Annotated in this window: 23 protein-coding genes, 1 tRNA gene and 1 pseudogene; 11 read left to right on the top strand and 14 right to left on the bottom strand. The window is 66.5% G+C overall.

The window, feature by feature from the left end; genetic code table 11:
* Positions 1–80: 80 nt before the first annotated feature.
* The 6 genes from VGT77_RS08290 (at position 81) to VGT77_RS08265 (ending at position 3,527) form a co-directional block, all read left to right on the top strand.
* Complete coding sequence (locus VGT77_RS08290) at positions 81–1,712, top strand: methyl-accepting chemotaxis protein (RefSeq protein ID WP_327461412.1); 1,632 nt, start codon at positions 81–83, stop codon at positions 1,710–1,712.
* Between the two features lie 88 nt (positions 1,713–1,800).
* A complete protein-coding gene (locus VGT77_RS08285; protein WP_327461410.1) occupies positions 1,801–2,322 on the top strand; it encodes a DUF2975 domain-containing protein in 522 nt (173 codons plus the stop codon).
* Between the two features lie 2 nt (positions 2,323–2,324).
* Positions 2,325–2,555, top strand: coding sequence for a helix-turn-helix transcriptional regulator (locus VGT77_RS08280; RefSeq protein ID WP_327461407.1), 231 nt, complete (start codon positions 2,325–2,327; stop codon positions 2,553–2,555).
* Positions 2,552–3,010, top strand: coding sequence for a hypothetical protein (locus VGT77_RS08275; RefSeq protein WP_327461405.1), 459 nt, complete (start codon positions 2,552–2,554; stop codon positions 3,008–3,010). Before VGT77_RS08280 ends, VGT77_RS08275 begins: the two co-directional genes overlap by 4 nt.
* Before the next feature lie 90 nt (positions 3,011–3,100).
* Positions 3,101–3,232: an Entericidin EcnA/B family protein gene (locus VGT77_RS08270; protein WP_327461404.1), complete on the top strand. Its 132-nt coding sequence runs from the start codon at positions 3,101–3,103 to the stop codon at positions 3,230–3,232.
* Positions 3,233–3,317: 85 nt separating this feature from the next.
* Positions 3,318–3,527, top strand: a complete 210-nt coding sequence (locus VGT77_RS08265) for a hypothetical protein (RefSeq protein ID WP_327461402.1) — start codon at positions 3,318–3,320, stop codon at positions 3,525–3,527.
* A 109-nt stretch (positions 3,528–3,636) separates the two neighbouring features.
* On the opposite strand, the gene VGT77_RS08260 is transcribed toward VGT77_RS08265, so the two are convergent.
* The 7 genes from VGT77_RS08260 to VGT77_RS08230 form a co-directional block, all read right to left on the bottom strand.
* Positions 3,637–3,873, bottom strand: a complete 237-nt coding sequence (locus tag VGT77_RS08260; protein WP_327461400.1) for a hypothetical protein — start codon at positions 3,871–3,873, stop codon at positions 3,637–3,639.
* A gap of 24 nt (positions 3,874–3,897) precedes the next feature.
* Positions 3,898–4,155, bottom strand: a complete 258-nt coding sequence (locus VGT77_RS08255; RefSeq protein WP_327461398.1) for a hypothetical protein — start codon at positions 4,153–4,155, stop codon at positions 3,898–3,900.
* A gap of 177 nt (positions 4,156–4,332) precedes the next feature.
* Positions 4,333–4,623, bottom strand: a complete 291-nt coding sequence (locus tag VGT77_RS08250; RefSeq protein WP_327461396.1) for a hypothetical protein — start codon at positions 4,621–4,623, stop codon at positions 4,333–4,335.
* Positions 4,624–4,649: 26 nt separating this feature from the next.
* Positions 4,650–5,030, bottom strand: a complete 381-nt coding sequence (gene pspC, locus VGT77_RS08245) for an envelope stress response membrane protein PspC (RefSeq protein ID WP_327461394.1) — start codon at positions 5,028–5,030, stop codon at positions 4,650–4,652.
* A 1-nt stretch (position 5,031) separates the two neighbouring features.
* Positions 5,032–5,310: an envelope stress response membrane protein PspB gene (gene pspB, locus VGT77_RS08240; protein WP_327461392.1), complete on the bottom strand. Its 279-nt coding sequence runs from the start codon at positions 5,308–5,310 to the stop codon at positions 5,032–5,034.
* 4 nt (positions 5,311–5,314) lie between these two features.
* On the bottom strand, positions 5,315–5,983 hold the full coding sequence (gene pspA / locus VGT77_RS08235) for a phage shock protein PspA (protein ID WP_327461389.1): 669 nt from the start codon (positions 5,981–5,983) through the stop codon (positions 5,315–5,317).
* 71 nt (positions 5,984–6,054) lie between these two features.
* Entirely contained in the window at positions 6,055–6,198 is a 144-nt protein-coding gene (locus VGT77_RS08230; protein WP_327461387.1) for a hypothetical protein, read from the bottom strand.
* A gap of 174 nt (positions 6,199–6,372) precedes the next feature.
* On the opposite strand from VGT77_RS08230, the gene pspF reads away from it, so the two are divergent.
* Positions 6,373–7,407: a phage shock protein operon transcriptional activator gene (gene pspF / locus VGT77_RS08225; RefSeq protein WP_327461385.1), complete on the top strand. Its 1,035-nt coding sequence runs from the start codon at positions 6,373–6,375 to the stop codon at positions 7,405–7,407.
* A gap of 32 nt (positions 7,408–7,439) precedes the next feature.
* Positions 7,440–7,994, top strand: coding sequence for a tetratricopeptide repeat protein (locus VGT77_RS08220; RefSeq protein WP_327461383.1), 555 nt, complete (start codon positions 7,440–7,442; stop codon positions 7,992–7,994).
* Between the two features lie 104 nt (positions 7,995–8,098).
* On the opposite strand, the gene VGT77_RS08215 is transcribed toward VGT77_RS08220, so the two are convergent.
* The gene (locus VGT77_RS08215) at positions 8,099–8,335 is read right to left on the bottom strand and encodes a hypothetical protein (protein WP_327461381.1); all 237 of its coding nucleotides are present in this window, start codon (positions 8,333–8,335) and stop codon (positions 8,099–8,101) included.
* A gap of 49 nt (positions 8,336–8,384) precedes the next feature.
* The gene (locus VGT77_RS08210) at positions 8,385–8,837 is read right to left on the bottom strand and encodes a DUF6456 domain-containing protein (protein WP_327461379.1); all 453 of its coding nucleotides are present in this window, start codon (positions 8,835–8,837) and stop codon (positions 8,385–8,387) included.
* A gap of 96 nt (positions 8,838–8,933) precedes the next feature.
* Between VGT77_RS08210 and VGT77_RS08205 the strand changes: the two genes are divergently transcribed.
* Both VGT77_RS08205 and VGT77_RS15615 read left to right on the top strand, forming a co-directional pair.
* Positions 8,934–9,497 (top strand): helix-turn-helix transcriptional regulator, encoded by a 564-nt coding sequence (locus tag VGT77_RS08205; protein WP_327461377.1) that lies wholly within the window; start codon positions 8,934–8,936, stop codon positions 9,495–9,497.
* 1,253 nt (positions 9,498–10,750) lie between these two features.
* Positions 10,751–10,855, top strand: a pseudogene (locus VGT77_RS15615) (PEPxxWA-CTERM sorting domain-containing protein); the annotation flags it as partial.
* A 114-nt stretch (positions 10,856–10,969) separates the two neighbouring features.
* On the opposite strand, the gene VGT77_RS08195 reads toward VGT77_RS15615, so the two are convergent.
* The 3 genes from VGT77_RS08195 to VGT77_RS08185 all read right to left on the bottom strand — a co-directional run bounded on the left by VGT77_RS08195 (position 10,970) and on the right by VGT77_RS08185 (position 13,512).
* Positions 10,970–11,045, bottom strand: a tRNA-Val gene (locus tag VGT77_RS08195).
* A gap of 114 nt (positions 11,046–11,159) precedes the next feature.
* Entirely contained in the window at positions 11,160–11,456 is a 297-nt protein-coding gene (locus VGT77_RS08190; protein ID WP_327461373.1) for a PilZ domain-containing protein, read from the bottom strand.
* A 10-nt stretch (positions 11,457–11,466) separates the two neighbouring features.
* Complete coding sequence (locus VGT77_RS08185) at positions 11,467–13,512, bottom strand: FecR family protein (RefSeq protein ID WP_327461371.1); 2,046 nt, start codon at positions 13,510–13,512, stop codon at positions 11,467–11,469.
* Between the two features lie 164 nt (positions 13,513–13,676).
* Here VGT77_RS08185 and VGT77_RS08180 point away from each other — a divergent pair, with 164 nt between their 5' ends.
* Positions 13,677–15,329 carry a ShlB/FhaC/HecB family hemolysin secretion/activation protein gene (locus tag VGT77_RS08180; RefSeq protein WP_327461369.1) on the top strand — a complete coding sequence of 551 codons (1,653 nt, stop codon included), beginning with the start codon at positions 13,677–13,679 and terminating at the stop codon, positions 15,327–15,329.
* 7 nt (positions 15,330–15,336) lie between these two features.
* Here VGT77_RS08180 and VGT77_RS08175 read toward each other — a convergent pair whose 3' ends face one another.
* Together VGT77_RS08175 and VGT77_RS08170 are read right to left on the bottom strand one after the other, a co-directional pair.
* Entirely contained in the window at positions 15,337–17,616 is a 2,280-nt protein-coding gene (locus VGT77_RS08175; protein ID WP_327461367.1) for a putative bifunctional diguanylate cyclase/phosphodiesterase, read from the bottom strand.
* 80 nt (positions 17,617–17,696) lie between these two features.
* On the bottom strand, positions 17,697–18,950 hold the full coding sequence (locus VGT77_RS08170) for a hypothetical protein (protein WP_327461365.1): 1,254 nt from the start codon (positions 18,948–18,950) through the stop codon (positions 17,697–17,699).
* Positions 18,951–19,086 lie beyond the last annotated feature (136 nt).

Here is a 19,086-nt window from a genome sequence, read left to right as displayed (position 1 = left end):
GCCTGCAAATAGGGAGGGCGCCGTCCGCACGCAAACCGTTGACGCGCCCTTAACCAATCCAGGTCATAGAAGCTGCCGGCATGAGCGCGCGCACTTACCTGACCTCACTGCTGCTACGGCTTCGCCTCGGCCTGCGCGCCGAGCGGCGCCGCGTGACGCGCAGCTTCCAGGTCGGGCCGGAGATTGTCGATGCGCAGGTGCGCGAAGTCGCCAAACAGCTCAGGCAGGCGGTCCCGATAAACATCCTGTCGGCCATCATGCTGGCGTGGATCTTCATCGACATCGACCATAATGTGCCGCTGCTCGCCAGCTGCGCGGCGCTCATCGGACTGACGGTCAGCAGCCTATTTTACCTGCCGCACATGCCGTTCTGCCGGGTGCGCCATCATAGCCCGGTTCAGCAAAGGCGCGTCCTCCACATCTATTCGTTCATCACCGGCGTGGTCTGGTCGGTGATGATGGTTCTGCCGCTGCTCACCGCCAGCGAAGCTGACCGGATCTACCTCTTCTCGATCCTCATTGCCGCGATGTGCGTCGGCGGTCTGATCCTGGCCATGCTGCCGGTCGCTGCCCTGCTCTACACCGGCGTGATGGGCGCGGCTGTGGCCTTCGCCTTTGCCATGCAGCCGATCCATATTCCTGCGGCGCTGTACTTCGGGACCGCGGTTTACGTGTTCATGCTGGTCCGCGTCTTTTTCGACCTCGCCAACCTGTTCGTCGGCCAGCTGACATCGTCTGAGGAACTGCGCCGAGCGGAGCAACTCGAGCGCGAGCGCCAGCGTCGCGAACTTGAGCGCCGCGCTGACGAGCAGCGCGCGCTCGAAGCCGAACGCGACCGTGCTCGTGCGCTCGAACAGGCGCGCCACCGTGAGGAGCTGCTGCGCCTCGGCACCCAGTTCGAAGCGAGCGTGCTGGCCGTCGTCCGCAGCCTGGGCGAGGCCGTCGGGCAGCTTCAGACATCATCGGGCACGCTGCACGATATCGGCCGCGAAGCGAGTGCCAAGGCGGTCACCGTGTCGGATCGCGCCACCAGCGCCAGCCGCGCCGTCGCGAGCGTCGCCGCGGCGTCCGAACAGATGGTCGCAGCAGTCGGCCATGTCTCGGCCCGCGTTTCCGATCAGGTCAAGGCCAGCGGCACCGCGCGCCGGTCGGCCGAAGAGACGCGTCATGCGCTCAACGAGCTTGCCGTCAGCGCCGAAGACATCGCCAGCGTCGCGACCCTGATCCAAGACATCGCCGCCAACACCAATCTCCTGGCGCTGAACGCAACCATAGAAGCCGCTCGCGCCGGTGAGGCGGGTCGCGGCTTTGCTGTGGTCGCGCAGGAGGTGAAGAGCCTCGCCACCCAGACCGGCGCCGCGATCAGCCGCATCGGCGCCACCGCTGCCGCGATCCGCGAGCGCGTCGCCGGAGCGCTCGCCGCGGTCGACAAATCTTCGGCGGAAGTCGAGTCGGTGCGCGAAGGCGCCGCCGCGATCGCCGAGGCGGTGACCCAGCAGCGCCAGGCATCCGATCATATCGGCCAAAACGTGGCCGCTGCCGCCGAGGACGCGGAAGACGTTCAAACCAACATCGCCCAGCTCGCCGACCGCGCCCGGCAGACCGACGAACTCACCGAATCGATGCGGGCGCTTGCCGGCACCCTGGACGCGCAAAGCCGCAGCCTGACTGCGGCGGCCGGCGACTTCCTAACCCGATTGAGAGCTGCCTGACTCCCGTACACATCGAAAATCGATAAATCTCTTGCTGATCTTCAGCATAGATGATATCGATATTCGATAATATTTTGGGGAGGACGTCGTGTCGGGTCACTATTCCGCAGCCTTGCCGGTCGCCTATGTTTTGCTGCGCATCCTGGTCGTGCTGAACTGGCTGATTGCGGCGGCGATGATCGTGCTGGTCATGGTGATGCCGGCGGAACGCTGGATCATGTCCGCGCTCGAACTGCAGCCGGGCGCCGAAGCGGATCGGATCGTCTTCGGGCTCTACATTATTGCCGGCATTGGGCTGATCGGGGTCCCGATCAATCATTTCCTGCTGACCCGCATGCTGGCCATGGTCGATACCGTCCGTCGCGGCGATCCGTTCGTGCGCCCAAACGCCCGCCGGTTGCAGGCAATCGCCTGGGCCCTGCTGAGCCTGGAGATTATCGGTCTCGTCATTGCCGCCATCGCCGAGAGCCTGTCGAGACCGGGCCACCCGATCGACATCGACGCGGGACCCTCGATCGCGGGATGCCTGGCGGTGCTCCTCACCTTCATCCTCGCCCGGGTGTTTGCGGAAGGGGCTCTGATGCGCGAGGATCTGGAGGCGACGATCTGATCATGGCGATCAAGGTCACACTGGACGATGTGCTGCACGATCGCCGCATGACGCTCAGCCAGCTCGCCGAACGGGTCGACATCACGCTCGCCAACCTCTCCATCCTCAAGACCGGCAAGGCCCGCGCGATCCGCTTTTCGACGCTTGATGCCATCTGCGAAGCGCTGGCCTGTCAGCCCGCCGACATATTGCGCCACGTTCCGGGCGACGAAGACAAGGAGCAAAGTCGATGATGGAACGGCTTTTCCCGCGCCTGATTGACAACCGCTTTTCCGGCAAGCGCGCCGCTTTGTGGCTGCTCGCGCTGCTGGTTGCGCTGAAGCTGCTGATCGGGATCAACTCGGTGCTGAACACCAGGCAGGTCGCAGCGGGCGCCGACGGTTTCCCGCTCGACCGCTACGGACCGGAAGCGGCGAACAGCGTGCTGATGCTGTTTGCAGCCAATGCCGTCGCCCAGATCGCGCTCGCCCTGATCGGTGTGCTGGCGCTGGTCCGCTACCGCGCGATGACGCCGCTCGTCTTCCTGCTGTTCACGCTGGAGTTCGCGGCCCGACGCCTAGTCATCGCCGCCTATGCGGTCGAACGCACCGGCAGTTCCCAGGTGCCACTCTACGTCAATGGAACAATGGCGTCGCTGCTGCTTGGCGGCCTGCTCCTGTCGCTTTGGCCTGCTGCCCGCGCGGACTAGCGCCGCTTCCGGAACCGGCTCGCCAACGCGGATGTTTCGCTGCCCCGCCCCTGCAGCGATAGGCTGCTCGGGAGGCGAATGGAGACGATGATGAAAAAGCTTTTCGTGATCCTGGCCGTTGCCGGTGGCCTTACTCTGTCAGGCTGGAACACGCTGCGCGGCGCTGCAAACGACGTCGAGTCGGTTGGCGACTGCGCCGATGGCCGTAAGGGCAATTGCTGACTCTGCAAGGATCGTTCCGCAGCAGCAACGAAGGTTAAGCGAAGCTTAATCGGCAGCTGGTAGCATCGGGCCTATCAAGGAGATCATGGTGCGATCACTGCCGAAAAAGCATGCACGGTGGACGCCTGAAGAGGATGCGGAGCTGCGCCGCCGCTGCGAGGCGGGCGAGTATCTGGTGGATATAGCCCGGCTGATGGGACGCACCCAGGAAGGGCTCCGCACCCGCTGTAACCTTCTCGGTATTGCTTGCCGCTCCGCACCGCGCCAGTCCAAGGGCTCGCTCGCGGCCGAGTAGCACTTCGTCATTGCGAGCGCAGCGAAGCAATCCAGTCCAGTGACCTTTCCGTGGGTCGCGTCGTCGCTTCGCTCCTCGCGATGACGATCCAAGGGAACGCGATCGAGCCCTAGAGATCCACCCCCGCCGCAATGGCTTCGAGCTTGCGGATGCGCTCCTTCAGGTCGGCTATCTCGATGCGCGAGGTCATGTTCGGCGCCGGCAGCGTGTCCTCCTGCCGAGCCGCTTGCAGTTCCATACGCTTCAGCTCCAGCCAGCCCTTCCAGCCGCGCAGCGCGCCGGCGGTCATGATGCCGATGCCGGCCAGGCCCACCATTCCCATTTGCAGATAGACGGTCGGTTCCATCTTTTCTCTCCTCCCGGCACGCGCTCAGCTGTCGCGCGACCGCAAAGCCTCGATTTCGCGCTCCAGCTCGCGGGAGCCGCGATCGTCGGTGATCAGCCGCTCCAGCACCGCGACCCGCTCCTTAAGCGTGCGGACTTCTTCCCGAAGCCGGCGGCTTTCACCGCTGTCGGCCGCCACGCTGCCCGGAGGACCGAAGCGGCGCCCGCTGCCAAGCTTGGTCTGGATGATCCGGCCTATCGTCACGATCAGCACGATGCCGATCACCATTTCGAACGGGTTCATGTCACGTCTTCCTGTCTGGGTGCTGTCCCGCCGCGAAGCGGCGTGTGCTTCGATCCAAATTCGACAAACCTGCCGCTGGTTTCGATCAAGGGCGCTCAGTTCGGCAGGCGCAGCCTGTCAGCGCGATCACCGGCGCCATGGTTTCGAAAAATGCGAGCCTGTCCATGCTATCCTCCCTCAGCGCAGCGCGTCGATTTCGCGCGCGGTCCGCTCGGCGGGGTCGGTGGCGATGCGTTCCAGCACCGCGATCCGCTCCTCGAGCCGAATGACCTGGCCGTGCAGCTTGCCATTCTCGGCCTCCAGCAGCTCGACCTTGCGTTTGTTGGCGAGGTCGCCCTTGCCGACCGTGCCGCCCCATTCGCCTTCCACCGGATAGCCATGCCTGGCCCTGATCCATGTCGTCGCGATCCACGAGACGAAGGACATTCCGATAATGGCGAGGATGAATAATGGTCCACCCCAACTCATTGCGATTCTCCCCTATTCAGCCGCGCTCAGCGCAGGCTGTCGATCTCGTCGGCCAGGCGGCGGTTGCGGCTGGTGTAATAGAGTTCGACGTCGGCCAGGCGGCGATCGATGTCGCGCAGCTTGCCGCGCACTTCGCGGGTGGTCCGCGCCGGCGAGCGGCGGACGCCCTGCCAGAACTGCTCTTCTTCCTTGTCGCTATAAAGGCCGTATGGCTTGGGCTTGGCCACCCAGTTGGCGGCGAGATAGGCGATCACCGACCAGGGAAAGGCACCGGCGAGCGTGATCACCACCATACCGATCCGGACCAGGGTGACATCCCACCCCATATAGTCCGCGATCCCGGCGCAGACGCCCAGCCACTTCTTGTTCTGCTTGTCGACGTAGAAACGCGTACGGCTCTCGGCCATCTTATCTCTCCCTGATCTGGCGGACTTCGGCGCGCGGCAGTTCGGGCGAAGGGCGGCGAACCTCGAGCTCCGGATTTTCGGCAATCATGATGCGCTCGATCGAGTGCAGCCGGTCGTCGAGACGGCGGGCCGTTTCGTACAGCTCTTCGAGCAGATTCTCGTCTTCCCGGCTGATCGTGCCGGTCTGCTGTTTCCACTTCGTGATATAGTGGAGGATGATCCACGGCATCCCGATGAAGAGGATGCTGCAGATGATTACGGGCATTAGGACTTCGTCCATCTGATCACGCTCCCCGGCTGGCCAGACGCGCCTTCAGCGCTTCCAGCTCTTCATCGACCTGATCGCTCGAGCGCAGTTCGGCGAACTGGTCTTCCAGCGTCTTCGGCTCGCCCATGCCGGCCGCGTCGGCGCGGCCCTCGGCCAAGTCCACGCGGCGCTCCAGCACTTCGAAGCGGCTGAACGCATCCTCGACCCGTGCGCCCGAATAGGCCTCGCGCAGCTTCATGCGATTGTGGGCGCTTTCCAGCCGCGTCATGATCGTGTTCTGGCGGGCGCGGGCTTCGCGCAGCTTGCTCTGCAGCTTGGCGATATCGGCCTCGGACGCCTGCAGGGCGTCGTCGAGCACTTCGATCTCGGCCTTGAGCTGGTCGGCCATGTCGGCCGCCTTGCGCTTTTCGAGCAGCGCCGCCTTGGCGAGGTCCTCACGGCCCTTGGACAGCGCCAGCTCGGCCTTCTCGTCCCAGCTTTCCTGCAGCTTGTCGAGCTTGGCGATGTGACGGCGCATTTCCTTCTGGTCGGCGATCGTGCGCGCGGCGGAGGCGCGAACTTCGACCAAAGTCTCCTCCATCTCCAGGATGATCATGCGGATCATCTTGGCGGGGTCTTCGGCACGATCCAGCAGATCGGTCATGTTGGCGGCGATGATGTCTCTGGTTCGGCTGAAAATACCCATTGGAGAACTCCTGAAACTGAAAGGGTGCCGGGGCGCTACAAGGGGGCCAAGCGCCCCGGCAGGTTGTGCCGTCAAGCGAGAGGGGTGCTGACGGCGGAAACCGGACGAACCTCGACCGCCCCTGCCGGTCCGACCGCGCTCAGCACGCAAGTGGCGCTGAAGATCACGGTGCAGAGGATGGCGGAGAAGGTCTTCTTGGCTTCGAACGAGAACATGGCGTGCTCCTTTGATCCTGTCTGTTCGCCGCCTTGCCAGCGGCCTCGCAAAATACTTTGCAGGGCGCGTGCCAACTCCAAAAAGTGACGGAAAACTGCGGTTTCCGCCCGACAAAGCTAGCTCGGGATAATTGCCGCTTGCCAAGCCTTGGCATTTTTCGCCATGTTTCGGCGATGGAGCGGGAAGGGGCATTCATCGGCCAGTCGCTGGCCTTTCTGGACTCGGTCGAGCGGGCCAGCCGCGCCGCCGCGCTCAACCGCCCGGTGCTGGTGATCGGCGAGCGCGGCACCGGCAAGGAGCTGGTCGCCGAACGCCTTCACCGCCTCAGCCCGCGCTGGGACGGTCCGCTGATCATCATGAACTGCGCGGCACTCCCCGAAACGCTGATCGAAGCGGAACTGTTCGGCCATGAAGCGGGCGCTTTCACCGGCGCGACCAAGGCGCGACCGGGCCGCTTCGAGGAAGCCGATGGCGGCACCCTGTTCCTGGACGAACTCGGCACGCTGTCCGCCGCGGCGCAGGAGCGGCTGTTGCGCGCGGTCGAATATGGCGAAGTCACCCGGATCGGCGCCTCGCGGCCGATGCGGGTCGATGTGCGCATCGTCGCCGCGACCAACGAGAATTTGCCGGCACTGGTCGAGCAGAACCGCTTCCGCGCCGACCTGCTCGACCGGCTGAGCTTCGAGGTGATCACCCTCCCCCCCTTACGCGCCCGCGAAGGGGATGTGCCGGTGCTCGTCGACCATTTCGGCCGGCGCATGGCGGCGGAACTCGGCTGGGAGCGCTGGCCGGGCTTCTCCAAATCCGCGATGGAGACTCTCGTCGGCTATGAATGGCCGGGTAATGTCCGCGAGCTGCGCAACGTGGTCGAGCGCGCCGTCTATCGCTGGGAGGATGCCGGGCGGGCCATCGACGCGATCGAGTTCGATCCCTTCGCTTCACCCTGGCGGCCGAAAGGCGATGCGGCACGCTCGATGACGCCGGCCCCGCAAGTGGTTCAAACGGCCTCGCCTGCCCCTGCCAATGACGATCTCGACTGCAGCGACTTCAAGGCGGCATGCGAAGCGCATGAGCGGCGGCTGCTGGAGGCGGCGCTGCGCCGCTGCCGCTACAATCAGCGGCTGACCGCGAAAGCGCTGGCGCTGACCTATGACCAGTTGCGCCATGCGCTCAGGCGGCACGACCTGTTGCACGCCGAGCAATCATGATAGACTGGCGCCGTCCAGCGATGGAGGGTCGAATGCGCTCTTTCCTCTCGCTTGCGGCGGCCGCGCTGCTGTTGCCCGGTGCCGCCGAGGCGTCCAGCCTGGTGATCGGATCGGGCTATGCGCGGTCGTGCTTCGAAGCCGCGGACAAGGAACGGGCGTCGCCCGGCACGGTCGAGCTCTGCGACAAGGCACTGGCCGAGGAAGCGCTGAGCTTCGAGGATCAGGTGGCGACCTATGTCAATCGCGGCATCCTCCGCGCCCGGCTGAACGACTGGGCCGGCGCGACTGCCGATTACGACCGCGCGATCAGGCTCGATCCGGCCGAGCCCGATGCTTATCTCAACAAGGCGGCCCTGGTGCTGAAGGTGAAGCAGGACTGGCGCCAGGCCCGCGACCTGTTCGGCGCCGCGATCGAACGGCGCACCCGCCGCCCGGAGCTGGCGCATTATGGCCGCGGCATCAGCAGCGAAATGGGCGGCGACTATGCCGGCGCGCTTGCCGATTACCAGAAAGCGAGCGAACTCGCTCCCGAATGGGACGTGCCGAAGCGGGAGCTCACGCGCTTCACGGTCCGCAAGCGCGGCTGAGTCCGCCTCTCGTCATTGCGAGGAGCGCAGCGACGAAGCGATCCAGACGGGACTCGCGCCCAAGCTGGATTGCTTCGCTTCGCTCGCAATGACGATCTGGCAGTCTACCCGTCGAAATCGGCCCTGGTCGGCACGAATGTGTCCGCCTTCATCGACTTTTTCAGGCGCGTGTGGCTCGGATCGTCCCCGGTCGCTGTCTTCAGCTCGTCGAGCGAGCCAAGCGCTTCCGCCGGTCCGGCGCCAGACACACCGCTGTGCGAGGGCGTCGGCTCGATATTCTCGATCAGATCCTTGTCGTCATGCGCGCGGGCGGCGGCAATGCGGGGATGTTCTTCGGCCATGTTGCTCTCCTTGTTCGGGAAATCCGAACGCGGGAGCGGCGGTGCGGGTTCAGCGGATCCGGTAGAAATCGGCCAGCCGGTCGAGCGCGAGGCCCAGCACCAATTTTCCTGCCCGCGCCGGCCAGCCCAGCCCGCGCTCGGCATCCGCCAGCCCCTCGCCCGCGCAGGCGACGCGCCACAGCACGTCTGACAGCCCACTGCCGACATGGGCGATCGCCGCGTCGAAGCGGCGCTTGGCGTCGATCTGACTGGTGGTCGGATCGGGTGCCGCCGCCAGCGCCCCGCCCTTGACGCCCCTCGGCGAGGCGTCCCAGCGCATCGTGACGCTGGGGCTGAGCCCGGCTCGCTCCCAATCGGCACGGAGCGTTTCGCCCGCGATCAGCTGCCGTTCGCTGATCCGGCCCCGCGAGGCGAGCCAGCCCAGCGGCGATTCAGCCAGATTCACCGTCACGCTGCGGTTGCCCGGGCCCTTCAGCCGCCGCTCCGCCAACACTCTGCCCATCTGCTTGCCTCCGCGAATCACCACGCGATGGGGCTTGCCACAATGGCTGGGATGTAGGACAGCAGTGAACCGATTTGGTTTCACAAGGATCGCCCGATGATCACCGCCATCCGCGAAGTGCGCCGCGCCAAAGGGCTGACGCTGGAAGAGGTCGGCAGGCGCTGCAAACCACCCACCACCGCCCAGACGATCGGCCGGCTCGAGACCGGCACACGCACCGTCTCGGTCGGCTGGCTGAACCGCATCGCGGCGGCACTGGGCGTGGAGGCGGCCGATCTGGTCAAGCTGCCGGAACGGCCGGACCTGCCGGTCGCCGCCTTGATCGGACCGGACGGCGCCCGGGCGCCGCGCAAGGAGGGCGTGGTGATCGCGCCCCAGCCCGCGCCTGAACTGGTGGCGGTGATCGCCGAAGCCTCGGTCGGCGACTATCGCGCGGGCGACGAAATCTGGTGCGAACGCCTGTCGCCGGACGCCTTCACCAGCGCCCTCAACCGCGACGTGCTCGTCCCCCGCCCCGCCGGCCGCTTCGCCTTCGGCCGTCTGCTCGGGCGGGAGGAAGGGAAGATCCATCTACTCCCACTGGGCGTCGGCGCCCGGCAGCAAGTCTATGCCGATCCACCCTGGCTGGCCCGCGCAGTCCGGCTGGTGCGGAGCCTCTGACCGGCACCTGCGTGCCGATTTGACACAGAAGCTAGGCCATTCGGCCTAATGGCTGTTTCTTCCTATCTGCCCCAAAGCTCGAATGGCTAACGAGTCGTTAGCGACTCGATTTCCGTCGCTTGTTCAGGGGGTTAATCATGGTAGCTTTTCATCGGGCCGAGCTGTTCGCGTCGGCTGCAATCCTGGCCGTCAGCGTCTCTTCGCCGGCCCACGCGCAGAAGCAGATTCTCAGCGCCATCACGACCGAACTCGAGGACGACGAGACGGAAATGGATCGCGTCAGCACGGTCGCGGGCCGTTTGGTTTCCTTCAGCGACGCGACGACCAATGGCCGCGTGCTGACTGACTATGGCGTCAACAAAGTCTATTCCAGCAGCAGCCTGCTGCAGGACCAGACCGCGACCTCTGCCTGGATGGACACCTACACGGCGCAAGGGCCGGCGGGCACCAAGGTCAAGATGAGCCTGTCCTTCACCGTCGACGGCCTCGCCGATTTCAAGGGCGAGATGGGCGACGACGCTCCTGAATATGGCTTTAAGGTTTATGCCATGCGCGGCGGCGGCTGGACGATAGCGGCCGTCAACGAAGAGGCACATGGCGGCCGTTTCGCCGCGCTTTCCCCCGGCCGTGGCTATGACACCGTCTATCTCCAGCGTCAGCAGCCGAACGGCAACTTCACGCAGATGAACATGGGCAACGACGCGCGGACGGTCACCAACTTCCGCAACAATGCCGGGCAGCCGGGCGAACTCGCCAGCGAGCTCACGCACGACGTGGAAAACGACGTCTTCCGGATCGTCACCTACAATGCGCAAGGCGGCTTTTATCAGGGCGGCTATTACTACAAGGACTTCTTCCGCGGCGGCACTCCCGATATGCCGACCGGCCAGCCCATCTTCTACAATAACGGCACGCCCTTGGGCACGACCTTGGGCAACACCCGCGCTACCCTCGCGAGCGCGCCCGCCATTCTGGACATGGCGTCGCTGTGCGTCGAAGAGGTGAGCTGCATCGAGCGGTCCTGGGACCCGACGACGCTGACGCTCGACTTCGAGGTGCTTGCGGGCGAAAGCTTCACCCTCGCCGCCTGGATGTACGCCGACAGTGTCGATGAAGGCGCCACGATCGACTTCTTCAACACTGCGAAATTCTCCGGACTGACCGCCACCACGCAAGCCGGTGAGGCCGTGCTGGTCACCTCGGCGAGCGGTGCGCTGGTCGCCAAGGCTGGCGGCGGCTTCGGCTATGTCGCCGCGGGCGTGCCGGAGCCGGCCAGCTGGGCGATGATGATCGGCGGCTTCGCCCTGATCGGCGCGGCGGCACGGCGTCGGTCGCGGCCGGTGGTCACTTACGCCTGATCTTTGAGGCGGGCGGCGCGGGCAAAAGCCCGCGCCGTCGGTCCCCGCTTCACGCGAGGCCGGCCGCGCTTGCCGGCGTGCGCGCCATGTCGGCGCGTCTCGCCTGCTGCGCAGTGGTGGGCGGTGACGGGCTCGAACCGCCGACCCTCTCGGTGTAAACGAGATGCTCTACCAACTGAGCTAACCGCCCATGCGCGGGTTTCCGTGCATTTGCGTGGCTTTCGGGCCGGCGTCAATCGAGCAGCGCGGAGAGCGCGGCGGTTGCCCGCCGGCCGCTCCGGTCTTTGCGCAGCCTACTCGGCAGTCAGGCGATCAGCTTTTGCAAGGTCGATTGCGGCAAGGGCAGGCTGAAGCGCAGGCCAGCCCGGTGATCCCGCGCCCAGACCACCACCGCCTTGTACGAAACGGATTGGAACTGCAGGGAAATCCAATCCCTGGGCCGCATCGTTTCGGGCGTCGCGATCATCGCGCCGGTGAGCGACACATTCAGAATGTGGGCACGATTGGGGGTGCCATTCTGCTCGACCGCACAAGGCAGGAAAGTCTTGTAGCGGTTGGCAGCGCGGGGAGCGGTGTCGGCCGCGCCAGGTCCGGTCGCCATGGCGGTCGCCTCACATCTTGGCCGGAGTGATGCCAAGTTTCTTGATCGTCTCCTGAGCCGAGCCCGAGGCCTGCTTGGCCGCGTCTTCGGCAGCCTTCTCTGCGGCCTTCAACGCGTCCTCGGCCGCTTTTTGCGCCGCCTTGGCCGCCTCTTCCTGAGCTTTGGCTGCATCGGCCGCGGCCTGGGCTGCAGCCTGTTCGGCCTCCCGCGTCAGGCGGTCGGCTTCCTTCGCGGCTTGTTCCTGGGAGGCCTTCAGCGCCTCCTCGGCAGCCTTTGCCGCAGCCAGCGCCGCCGCTTCGGCCCGCTGCGCTTCTGCAAGCTTCGCGGCTTCGCGCGCGGCCTTGTCCAGCTCGGCCTGCGCCGCCTCTTCAGCGGCCCTGGCAGCCTTTTCGGCAGCTGCCTCCGCGTCCTTCACTGCCTTGGCCACGAGTTTCGCAGCGTCTTCCTCCGCGCGGCGAGCGGCTTCCCGAGCAGCCTCTTCGGCCGCCTTGGCAGCCTCGGCGGCGAGCCTTGCAGCTTCCCTGTCGGCGTCACGAGCGACCGTGTCGGCAGCAGCCTGGGCCGCCTGTTCCGCCGCCTTCTGCGCGTCCTCGGCAGCCTTGGCAGCGTCGCGTGCGGCCTTTTCGGCAGCGGCCTGTGCGGCGGCGTCGGAACCCGCCTTCGCCGCCTCCTCCGCAGCCTTGGCCGCGTCCTTGGCGGCCTTGTCGGCAGCGGCCTCGGCGACAGCCTTTGCAGCCTCCCGCTCCGCACGCGCCGCTTCGGCTGCAACAGCCGCCGCGGCTGCAGCTTCAGCCGCCGCTGCCTTGTCCGCCGCCTTTTGGGCCGCAAGCTCGGCAGCCTGGCGAGCAGCCTTGTCCTCGGCCGCGCGCTTCGCCTCTTCGGCGGCCTTGGCCGCTTTACTCGCCTCGGCTTCGGCCTTGGCTTGCTGCGCCAGCTTGGCGTTGCGCTCCGCTTCGGCCGCGCGGGCCTGCTCGGCGGCCGCTTCCGCTTCCTTCGCAGCCTTGTCGGCCGCCGCATCGGCAGCAGCCTTTACGGCATTGCGCTCGGCCTGCTCAGCGGAAGCCTTTGCCGCCTCCGCAGCGGTCACCTCGGCCGCAGCCTTGGCTGTTTCCGCAGCCTGATCGGCCTTGGCCTTCGCAGCCGCAGCAGCTTCGGCCTCGCCGGTCTGCTTCTCCGCCGTGGCATTGGCCTGGACCAAAGTCTCGCCGGTCGAGACGACGAGGCTCGCCAGTTGAACCGCTTCCACGGTGGATTTGCTCGCCTCCGCCGTCACCTGGGAGGCGCTGGTCAAGGCTTCTAGCTCGGCCGGAGCGCCGCCGACCACGCCTTTCACCAGCCCGCCGGTCGTGTCCTCGAGCGACACCGGCTGCTCGACCACGGCTTGCGTGATAACGGTGGCTGCCGGCTGCTCCTGCGGAGCGGAGGCGACGATCACCGCCGGCTGCTCCGCCGGAGCCGGGGCGGGGGCGCTGCCAGAGCCGGTGCTGTCGATCACGCGCTTGGTCTGGCCGTCATCGACCTGCATCCGCCGCAGATTGTCGGCGCCGACCAGCGCCACCGTGCCCGGCCGCAACAGGTCGCGCGCACCGCCATCCAGCGTCGACACGTCGACCGCGCCTTCCAGCACCTGCACCGAGGCGCCCTTGGGGCCGACGCCGACCGAGAAGGTGGTGCCCTTCACCACCGCGGCCAGATACGGCGTCTTCACTTCGAAATGCGGCGTGATCTTTTTCTTGATCATAAAGACGACGTTACCGAAGTCCTCGAACACGCGAGTGATGCCCTTGCCGCTCTCCTCGCCGGGAAGCCGGAGCTGCGACGACGGCGCGACCATCATATATTCGGTACCGCGCACCAGCACGGCGCGGCCGCCGCGCCCGGTGGTGACGACGCCGCCGGCCTTCACCGCCACGCCGCGCGTCGCGACCTTCACCAGACCGTTGTGCGAAATCTGCACGGGGCCCGAAGACTCGCTGACCGTCCATTCCGGCGTGCCCGCGGCGATCGCCGCGTTGGAGCAGGTTACGGCCAGAGCCGCCATCATCAAGTTACGCATCGCGTCCTCCCCCCGGCGCAGGCCGGGTCCTCCGACCTGTCATGCTCGGGCGCAGGTTACCGGGGTCTTCCCGGATGCGCTTAACCAGCCGTTAGGGCTGTTGCAGCGTTAAGCTTTTCACAGTGTTAGCTCTTTATCGGGTGGCGATGGTCAAAGGCGCGTCGATGAAGCGATCCGATCTGTTTATCACGGCTGCCCTCGTCAGCCTGCTGCTGTCGCACCAAGCGGCAGCACAGGTGATTCTCGATCGTGCCGACCCGACCATCACCGAACAGGCGCTGCCGACGCGCGGAGTGCAGGAGCCAGCGCGGCGCGCAGCCCCTCTCATCGCCGCGCCGTCCGCGGCGGTCGCCCTGCCCGCGCTTAAGGTCACGCCCCAGGCGATTCTCGTCACCGGATCGGAACTGCCCGCCGATCGCTTTGCGGACGTCATTCTCCGCTATGTGGGGCGGGAACTCGACAGGACGGAACTGGCCAGCCTCGTCTCCGACGTGGCGGCAGAGGCGCGCCGCGCCGGCTACCCTTTTGCGACTGCCAGCATCGAACCTCAAGATATGGCCGGCGGCGTTCTCCGCGTGCAGGTTGACGAAGGCCGCATCGATGCGGTGCGCGTCGTGGGCGCGACCAGCATCCGCGCCGATCGCCTGCTCAGCCGCACTCTGGTCACCGGCCGTCCGGTCCGGAGAACCGATCTGGAGCGCGCGCTGTCGCTGGTCGGCGACCTGCCGGGCGTGACGGTCACGGAAAGCCGGCTGACCCGCGAACAGGGTTTCAGCATTATGCTGGTCACCATCGCGCGGGACCGGGCGAGCGGCTATGCCCAGCTCGACAATCGTGGCAGCGAGGAAGTGGGCCCGATCCGTTCGACGCTGCTGGGGTCGGCGCGCCAGATCCTGCAGGACGGCGACGAACTGGCGGTCCTGCTCTCCAACACCGCACCCCAGTTGTCCGAGTTCGTCTTTCTGCGCGGCCGCTATCAGATGCCGTTCGGTCCCGATGGCGGGGCCATCTCGGTCGCGGGTTCCTATGGCAGGTCCCGGCCCGGCGCTCTGCTCAAGCCGCTCAGGATCGTCGGTGAATCCGTCGACGCTGCAATCCTGGTCAGTCAACCGATTGCCCGCACGCGCTCGGCAAGCGTCGTTGGCGCGCTGGAGCTGCGCCATATCGAAACCGATCAGCGGGCCAAGGGGGGAACCTTCCGGCGCGACCGGCTGGACACGCTCACCGCCACGCTGGACGGCATCGGCAAAGTGGCGGGAGGCACGGCTCGCGGGCAGTTCGCCTTCACCATAGGCTTGCCGCTGGACCGCGTGTCCCGCCTCGGAGAGCCGCTCCGCTCCCGCGTCGATGGCGACGCGCGCTTCGTGGCGCTCGGCTTCACCGCGGACTGGATCCGCTCGCTATTTCCGCGCACCACCCTGTTGCTGTCCGCCTCAGGTCAAGTCGCCTCGCGTGCCTTGCTCGCCACCGCCGAGATCGGCGCCGGCGGCCCTGCCTTCGGCCGCGGCTATGATTTCGCGGAACGGACCGGCGACGAGGGCCTGCTCGGCTCGGCCGAACTGCGCTTCGACACCGGCAAGATCGCCGACAGGCTCATCGAGCGTTCGCACCTCTATGTCTTCGCCGATGGCGGCAAGGTCACCAATCGCGGCCCGGAAAAGACCGGAGGCACGCTTGCCTCCGCCGGCTTCGGCACACGGCTGGGCCTGGGCAGGTTCGAGGCGATGGCGGAACTCGCTTTCCCGCTCGACAAGGACCGGTTCGACACCGGCGACAAGCGCCCCCGCATCTCGCTGCGCCTGTCGCGGGTTCTCTAGCCAGCCTTCAAGCGGCGCGGCGGGCGTCGGTCGTCAGCAGCATTTCGAATGCCTCGGCGGGCACCGGCCGGCTGATCAGATAGCCCTGCGCGATGTCGCAGCCGATCTCGCGGAGGAAGGCAAGGCACTCCTCCGTCTCCACCCCCTCGGCGACCACCTTCAGCCCCAGCTCGTGCGCCATTTGCACGGTCGAGCGGACCAGGACCGCATCGTTCGTGTTGATATGCGCATTCTGCACGAAGCTGCGGTCGATCTTCAGCTCCGACACCGGCAACTGGCGAAGGTAGGACAAGGTCGATTGCCCAGTCCCGTAATCGTCGATCGAGATGGTGATGCCGAGCTGCCGATAGCCTTCCAAGATGGCGGCCGCTTCGTCCGAGTCAGCCAGCGCCGCCGACTCCGTCACCTCGAACACCAGCGACGTGACAGGCCCCGTACCGCGCGCGAGCAGCCGGCAGAGCTCGTCGTTGAAGCTGTCGGAGCCGAGCAATTTGGCCGAAATATTGATGGCAGCGGAGATGCGGTTGCCGCGCCGGTGCCATTGCGCGAGATCTTCCAACACCTGCTCGACGACATGGAGCGTCAGCGGCGCGATGCGGTCGGTCTGCTCGGCCAGCCCGATGAACAGATCCGGGCTGATCATGCCCCGCTGTTCATGCTCCCACCGCACCAGCGCCTCGCAGCTGATGATGCGGTTGGTCCCGACCGACATTTTGGGCTGGTAGAAGACGCGGATCCGGCGATCGAGAATGGCGCGGTCGAGCTCGCCCATCAGCGAGACCTGGTCGGTCAGCTGCGCCTCGTCGCTCGCGAAGCGGCGCCAGAAAGTCCCCGCCGCCGCCGCCTCCTCGGCCGCGAGCGCCGCCTGGGCGAGACCCGCGCCCCCGTCCGTACCGACAATGCCGAGCGAGACCGACGCATCGACGCGTCGTCCCCTCACTTCGACCGGCTGAATCATCATGGCGCGCATGCCGCCGAGCGCTTCCGCCCCCTCCGGGGCATCGCTGAGCCCAAAGGCCAGGAGACGGTCCGCGACGCGATAGACGCGTCCGCTCTCCGCGAAAAAGCGCGCGCGTTCGGCGAGGCGCAGCACCAGATCGCCTTCGGCTTCCGCCCCGAGCACGGTGAGCAGGCTTTCGAAGTTCGTGATCTGAAGCACCGCCAAAGTCGCCGGCGCCCGCTGCTTCTGGTCGATCGTCATCGCGGCGCGATTCGGGAGGCCGGTATGCTGGTCGGTCAGGCGCTGTGTCTCGAAGCTCTCCCCGACGCTTAATCCAAGACGGGCCAGCGCCGCCGTGGCCAGCAGCACCAGCCCCGCGCCGATCGGGAGCATGATCTGCCAGACCGACTGAAGAACGATCGCGCTTGCCACTAGGGTTGCGGGCATCAGCACCGAGGCAATCGCGCAGCTTCGGGGCGAGCGGGACCGGAGCACCGGTAGCGCCAGGATCAGTGCGATCAGGAGCGCGGCCGGCTGCCCGAGCGCCACCGGCATGCCGGCGAAGAGCGTCTCGGCCGCGAGCGCCTGGATGACAACCCCGGGCAGGACGCCGAAGCGCGGGGTAGCGTAGCGGTCGCCCATCTCGATTGCGGTGGCGCCGATCAGCACCTGCCGCCCGCGGACCGCCGCCGGGTCGAAGCGGCCGTCGCGCACATCGACGAAGCTCAGCCGCGGAATACGGCTCGCGTCGATGCTGTAGTTGATCGGGAAGGCGCGATCGGCGGAGCCCGAACGCCCCGCTATATAGGCGGACAAGGAAGGTCTCGGCATACCGCTGGTGATCGTCGCGAGCGGCGCCGAGCGCACCGTGCCGTCCGGATCGGGCGCGATGCTGACCGAAGCCATGGCGACATGGTCACGGAATGCCGGCAGCGGCAGATTGTCGATGCTCCGCCGGTCGCGCGCATTTGCCTGCTGGGCGAAGGTCGGCAGGGCGACCAGGCCGCCGCTACGGGCGAGCGCGGCCGCAAAGGCGGCATCGCCGTCCGCCGTCGAGGGTGAGGAAAAATCGACGTCGAACACGATCGATGAAACGCCGGCCTCCCGGAGCCGGTCGACGGCCGCGGCATAATGGTCGCGCGGCCAGGGCCAGCGCTTGATCGCGGCGGCGCTCGCGGCGTCGAGTTCGACGATGACCAGTTGCCCCGAGGGCTCCTGCGACCAGGTCGAGAAGCGCACCGGATCGAGCGCCCGATCCATCGCCGCGCCAACCCCCGAAAGCCAGACCAGGCAACCGGCAGCGAACGCCAGCAGGGCCAGCGCCGCTTGTCCACGCCACCCGTCCAAAGATGTGTAAGCAAAGCGCACCCCTCGCGCATAGGCGGAACAGCCTAAGAAGTGGTTTGCGGTGGGGCGGCCCCGCCCGGCTATTTGCGTCGATGGGCCGTGATCAGGACCGACAGCTCGTCGGCCCGCGGATTGATGAAGTCCAACCGCACGCGGCCATCGTCGAGAGTAGTGATCGTGGCCGGCGACGAGCTGTTCGAAAGCGTCCACCCCTTGGGAAGAACCACAGCATTGACCGGGCGCCCGAACGATCGGTCCCAGACCAGCGTGTCGCCCTCGCGCCTGTAGCGCTCGGGATCGGTATAGGTCTCCGATATGCGGATCCGGCGAGTTTCACCGGCTCCCGGCGGCTTGAAACGGAACAGCACGGCCTCGGTATCGGCCGTGGCATCGGGCGCATCGCCACCCGCCTTTGCGATGGCGGCGCCCTTCAGCGTTTCGGCGCTCAGTCTTTCGCCCGTGTCGAGGTCGAGGGCGGACGGATTGGTCACGCGGCTGCCCGCGCGCACGATGTTCGTGTAGACGCTCACCCCCGGTCGGGTCTCGGTATAGTCGTGGGTCAGGTCGAAGCTGTGCGTTTCCGGCTCGCCCAGGTAATAGACGATCTCGCGAGATTGGCTGGCCCGCTCCTGAAGGCGATCGGCAAGGCTGGCCGGTGGAGCGGCCGGCGCCTTCGCCCGTTTCGCCTTGACGACAAGCGGCACCGCCGCCGGGCCGACGTTCCAAAAGCTCAGCTTGATGCGGCCGTCACGCTCTTGCAGCGCCTGCACGGGATAGTTCACGGCAACCGGCTCATAGCCGGGTGGCAAGACGACCGCGTTGCGCTTGACGCCGAGCGACCGGTCGAAGGTGATGGTGTCGCGATCGGCGATATAGCTTTTCGGGTCGGCATAGGTCTTGTCGATGAGAATGCGCGCCTCTCCACCCGCCGGGACAGGCCGGGCCAGCGTCACGCGGATATATTGCCCATCGGCATCCGCGCCGCGCACGCCACCAGCGCGCGCGACTGCGCCGCTGACGATCTCGAAAGGCAGCGCCTTACCCGTCGCGCGATCTATGACCCGCTCGTCGGTGGCGATGCTGCCCTTGCGGATCGGGTTGAAGTAGAAGCGCGCGCCGGGCGTCGTGGCAGAGACCTCGTAAAGAATGCGGAACTTGCCCGAACCGGGCTCCAGCAGTTCGTACCGGCTATAGGCGTCGCTTTCGCTTTGCTCCGCCGGCGCGCTGCCAGCGGCTGGTGCCAAGGCATAGGCCGCCGATGAATGAGCGGCCGAGACGAGGGCGATCGAAGCTGCGAGGATCGCGGCACGGCCATGATGCGGGGATGCTTTCATTGGGCCGCCTCCTGCTGGCTGAGGACATTTCCCGAACATGGTTCCAAAGCCATCGCCAGAGGTAACGACACCGATGAACGGAGACAGGCGCCCAGATGATAATGGGGGCTGATGTTGCCATCAGCCCCCACTTTCC

Origin of the sequence: Sphingomonas sp., from assembly GCF_035944535.1 — a bacterium.
Lineage (GTDB): Bacteria > Pseudomonadota > Alphaproteobacteria > Sphingomonadales > Sphingomonadaceae > Sphingomonas_B.
This window is presented reverse-complemented; position numbering and strand designations above follow the sequence as displayed.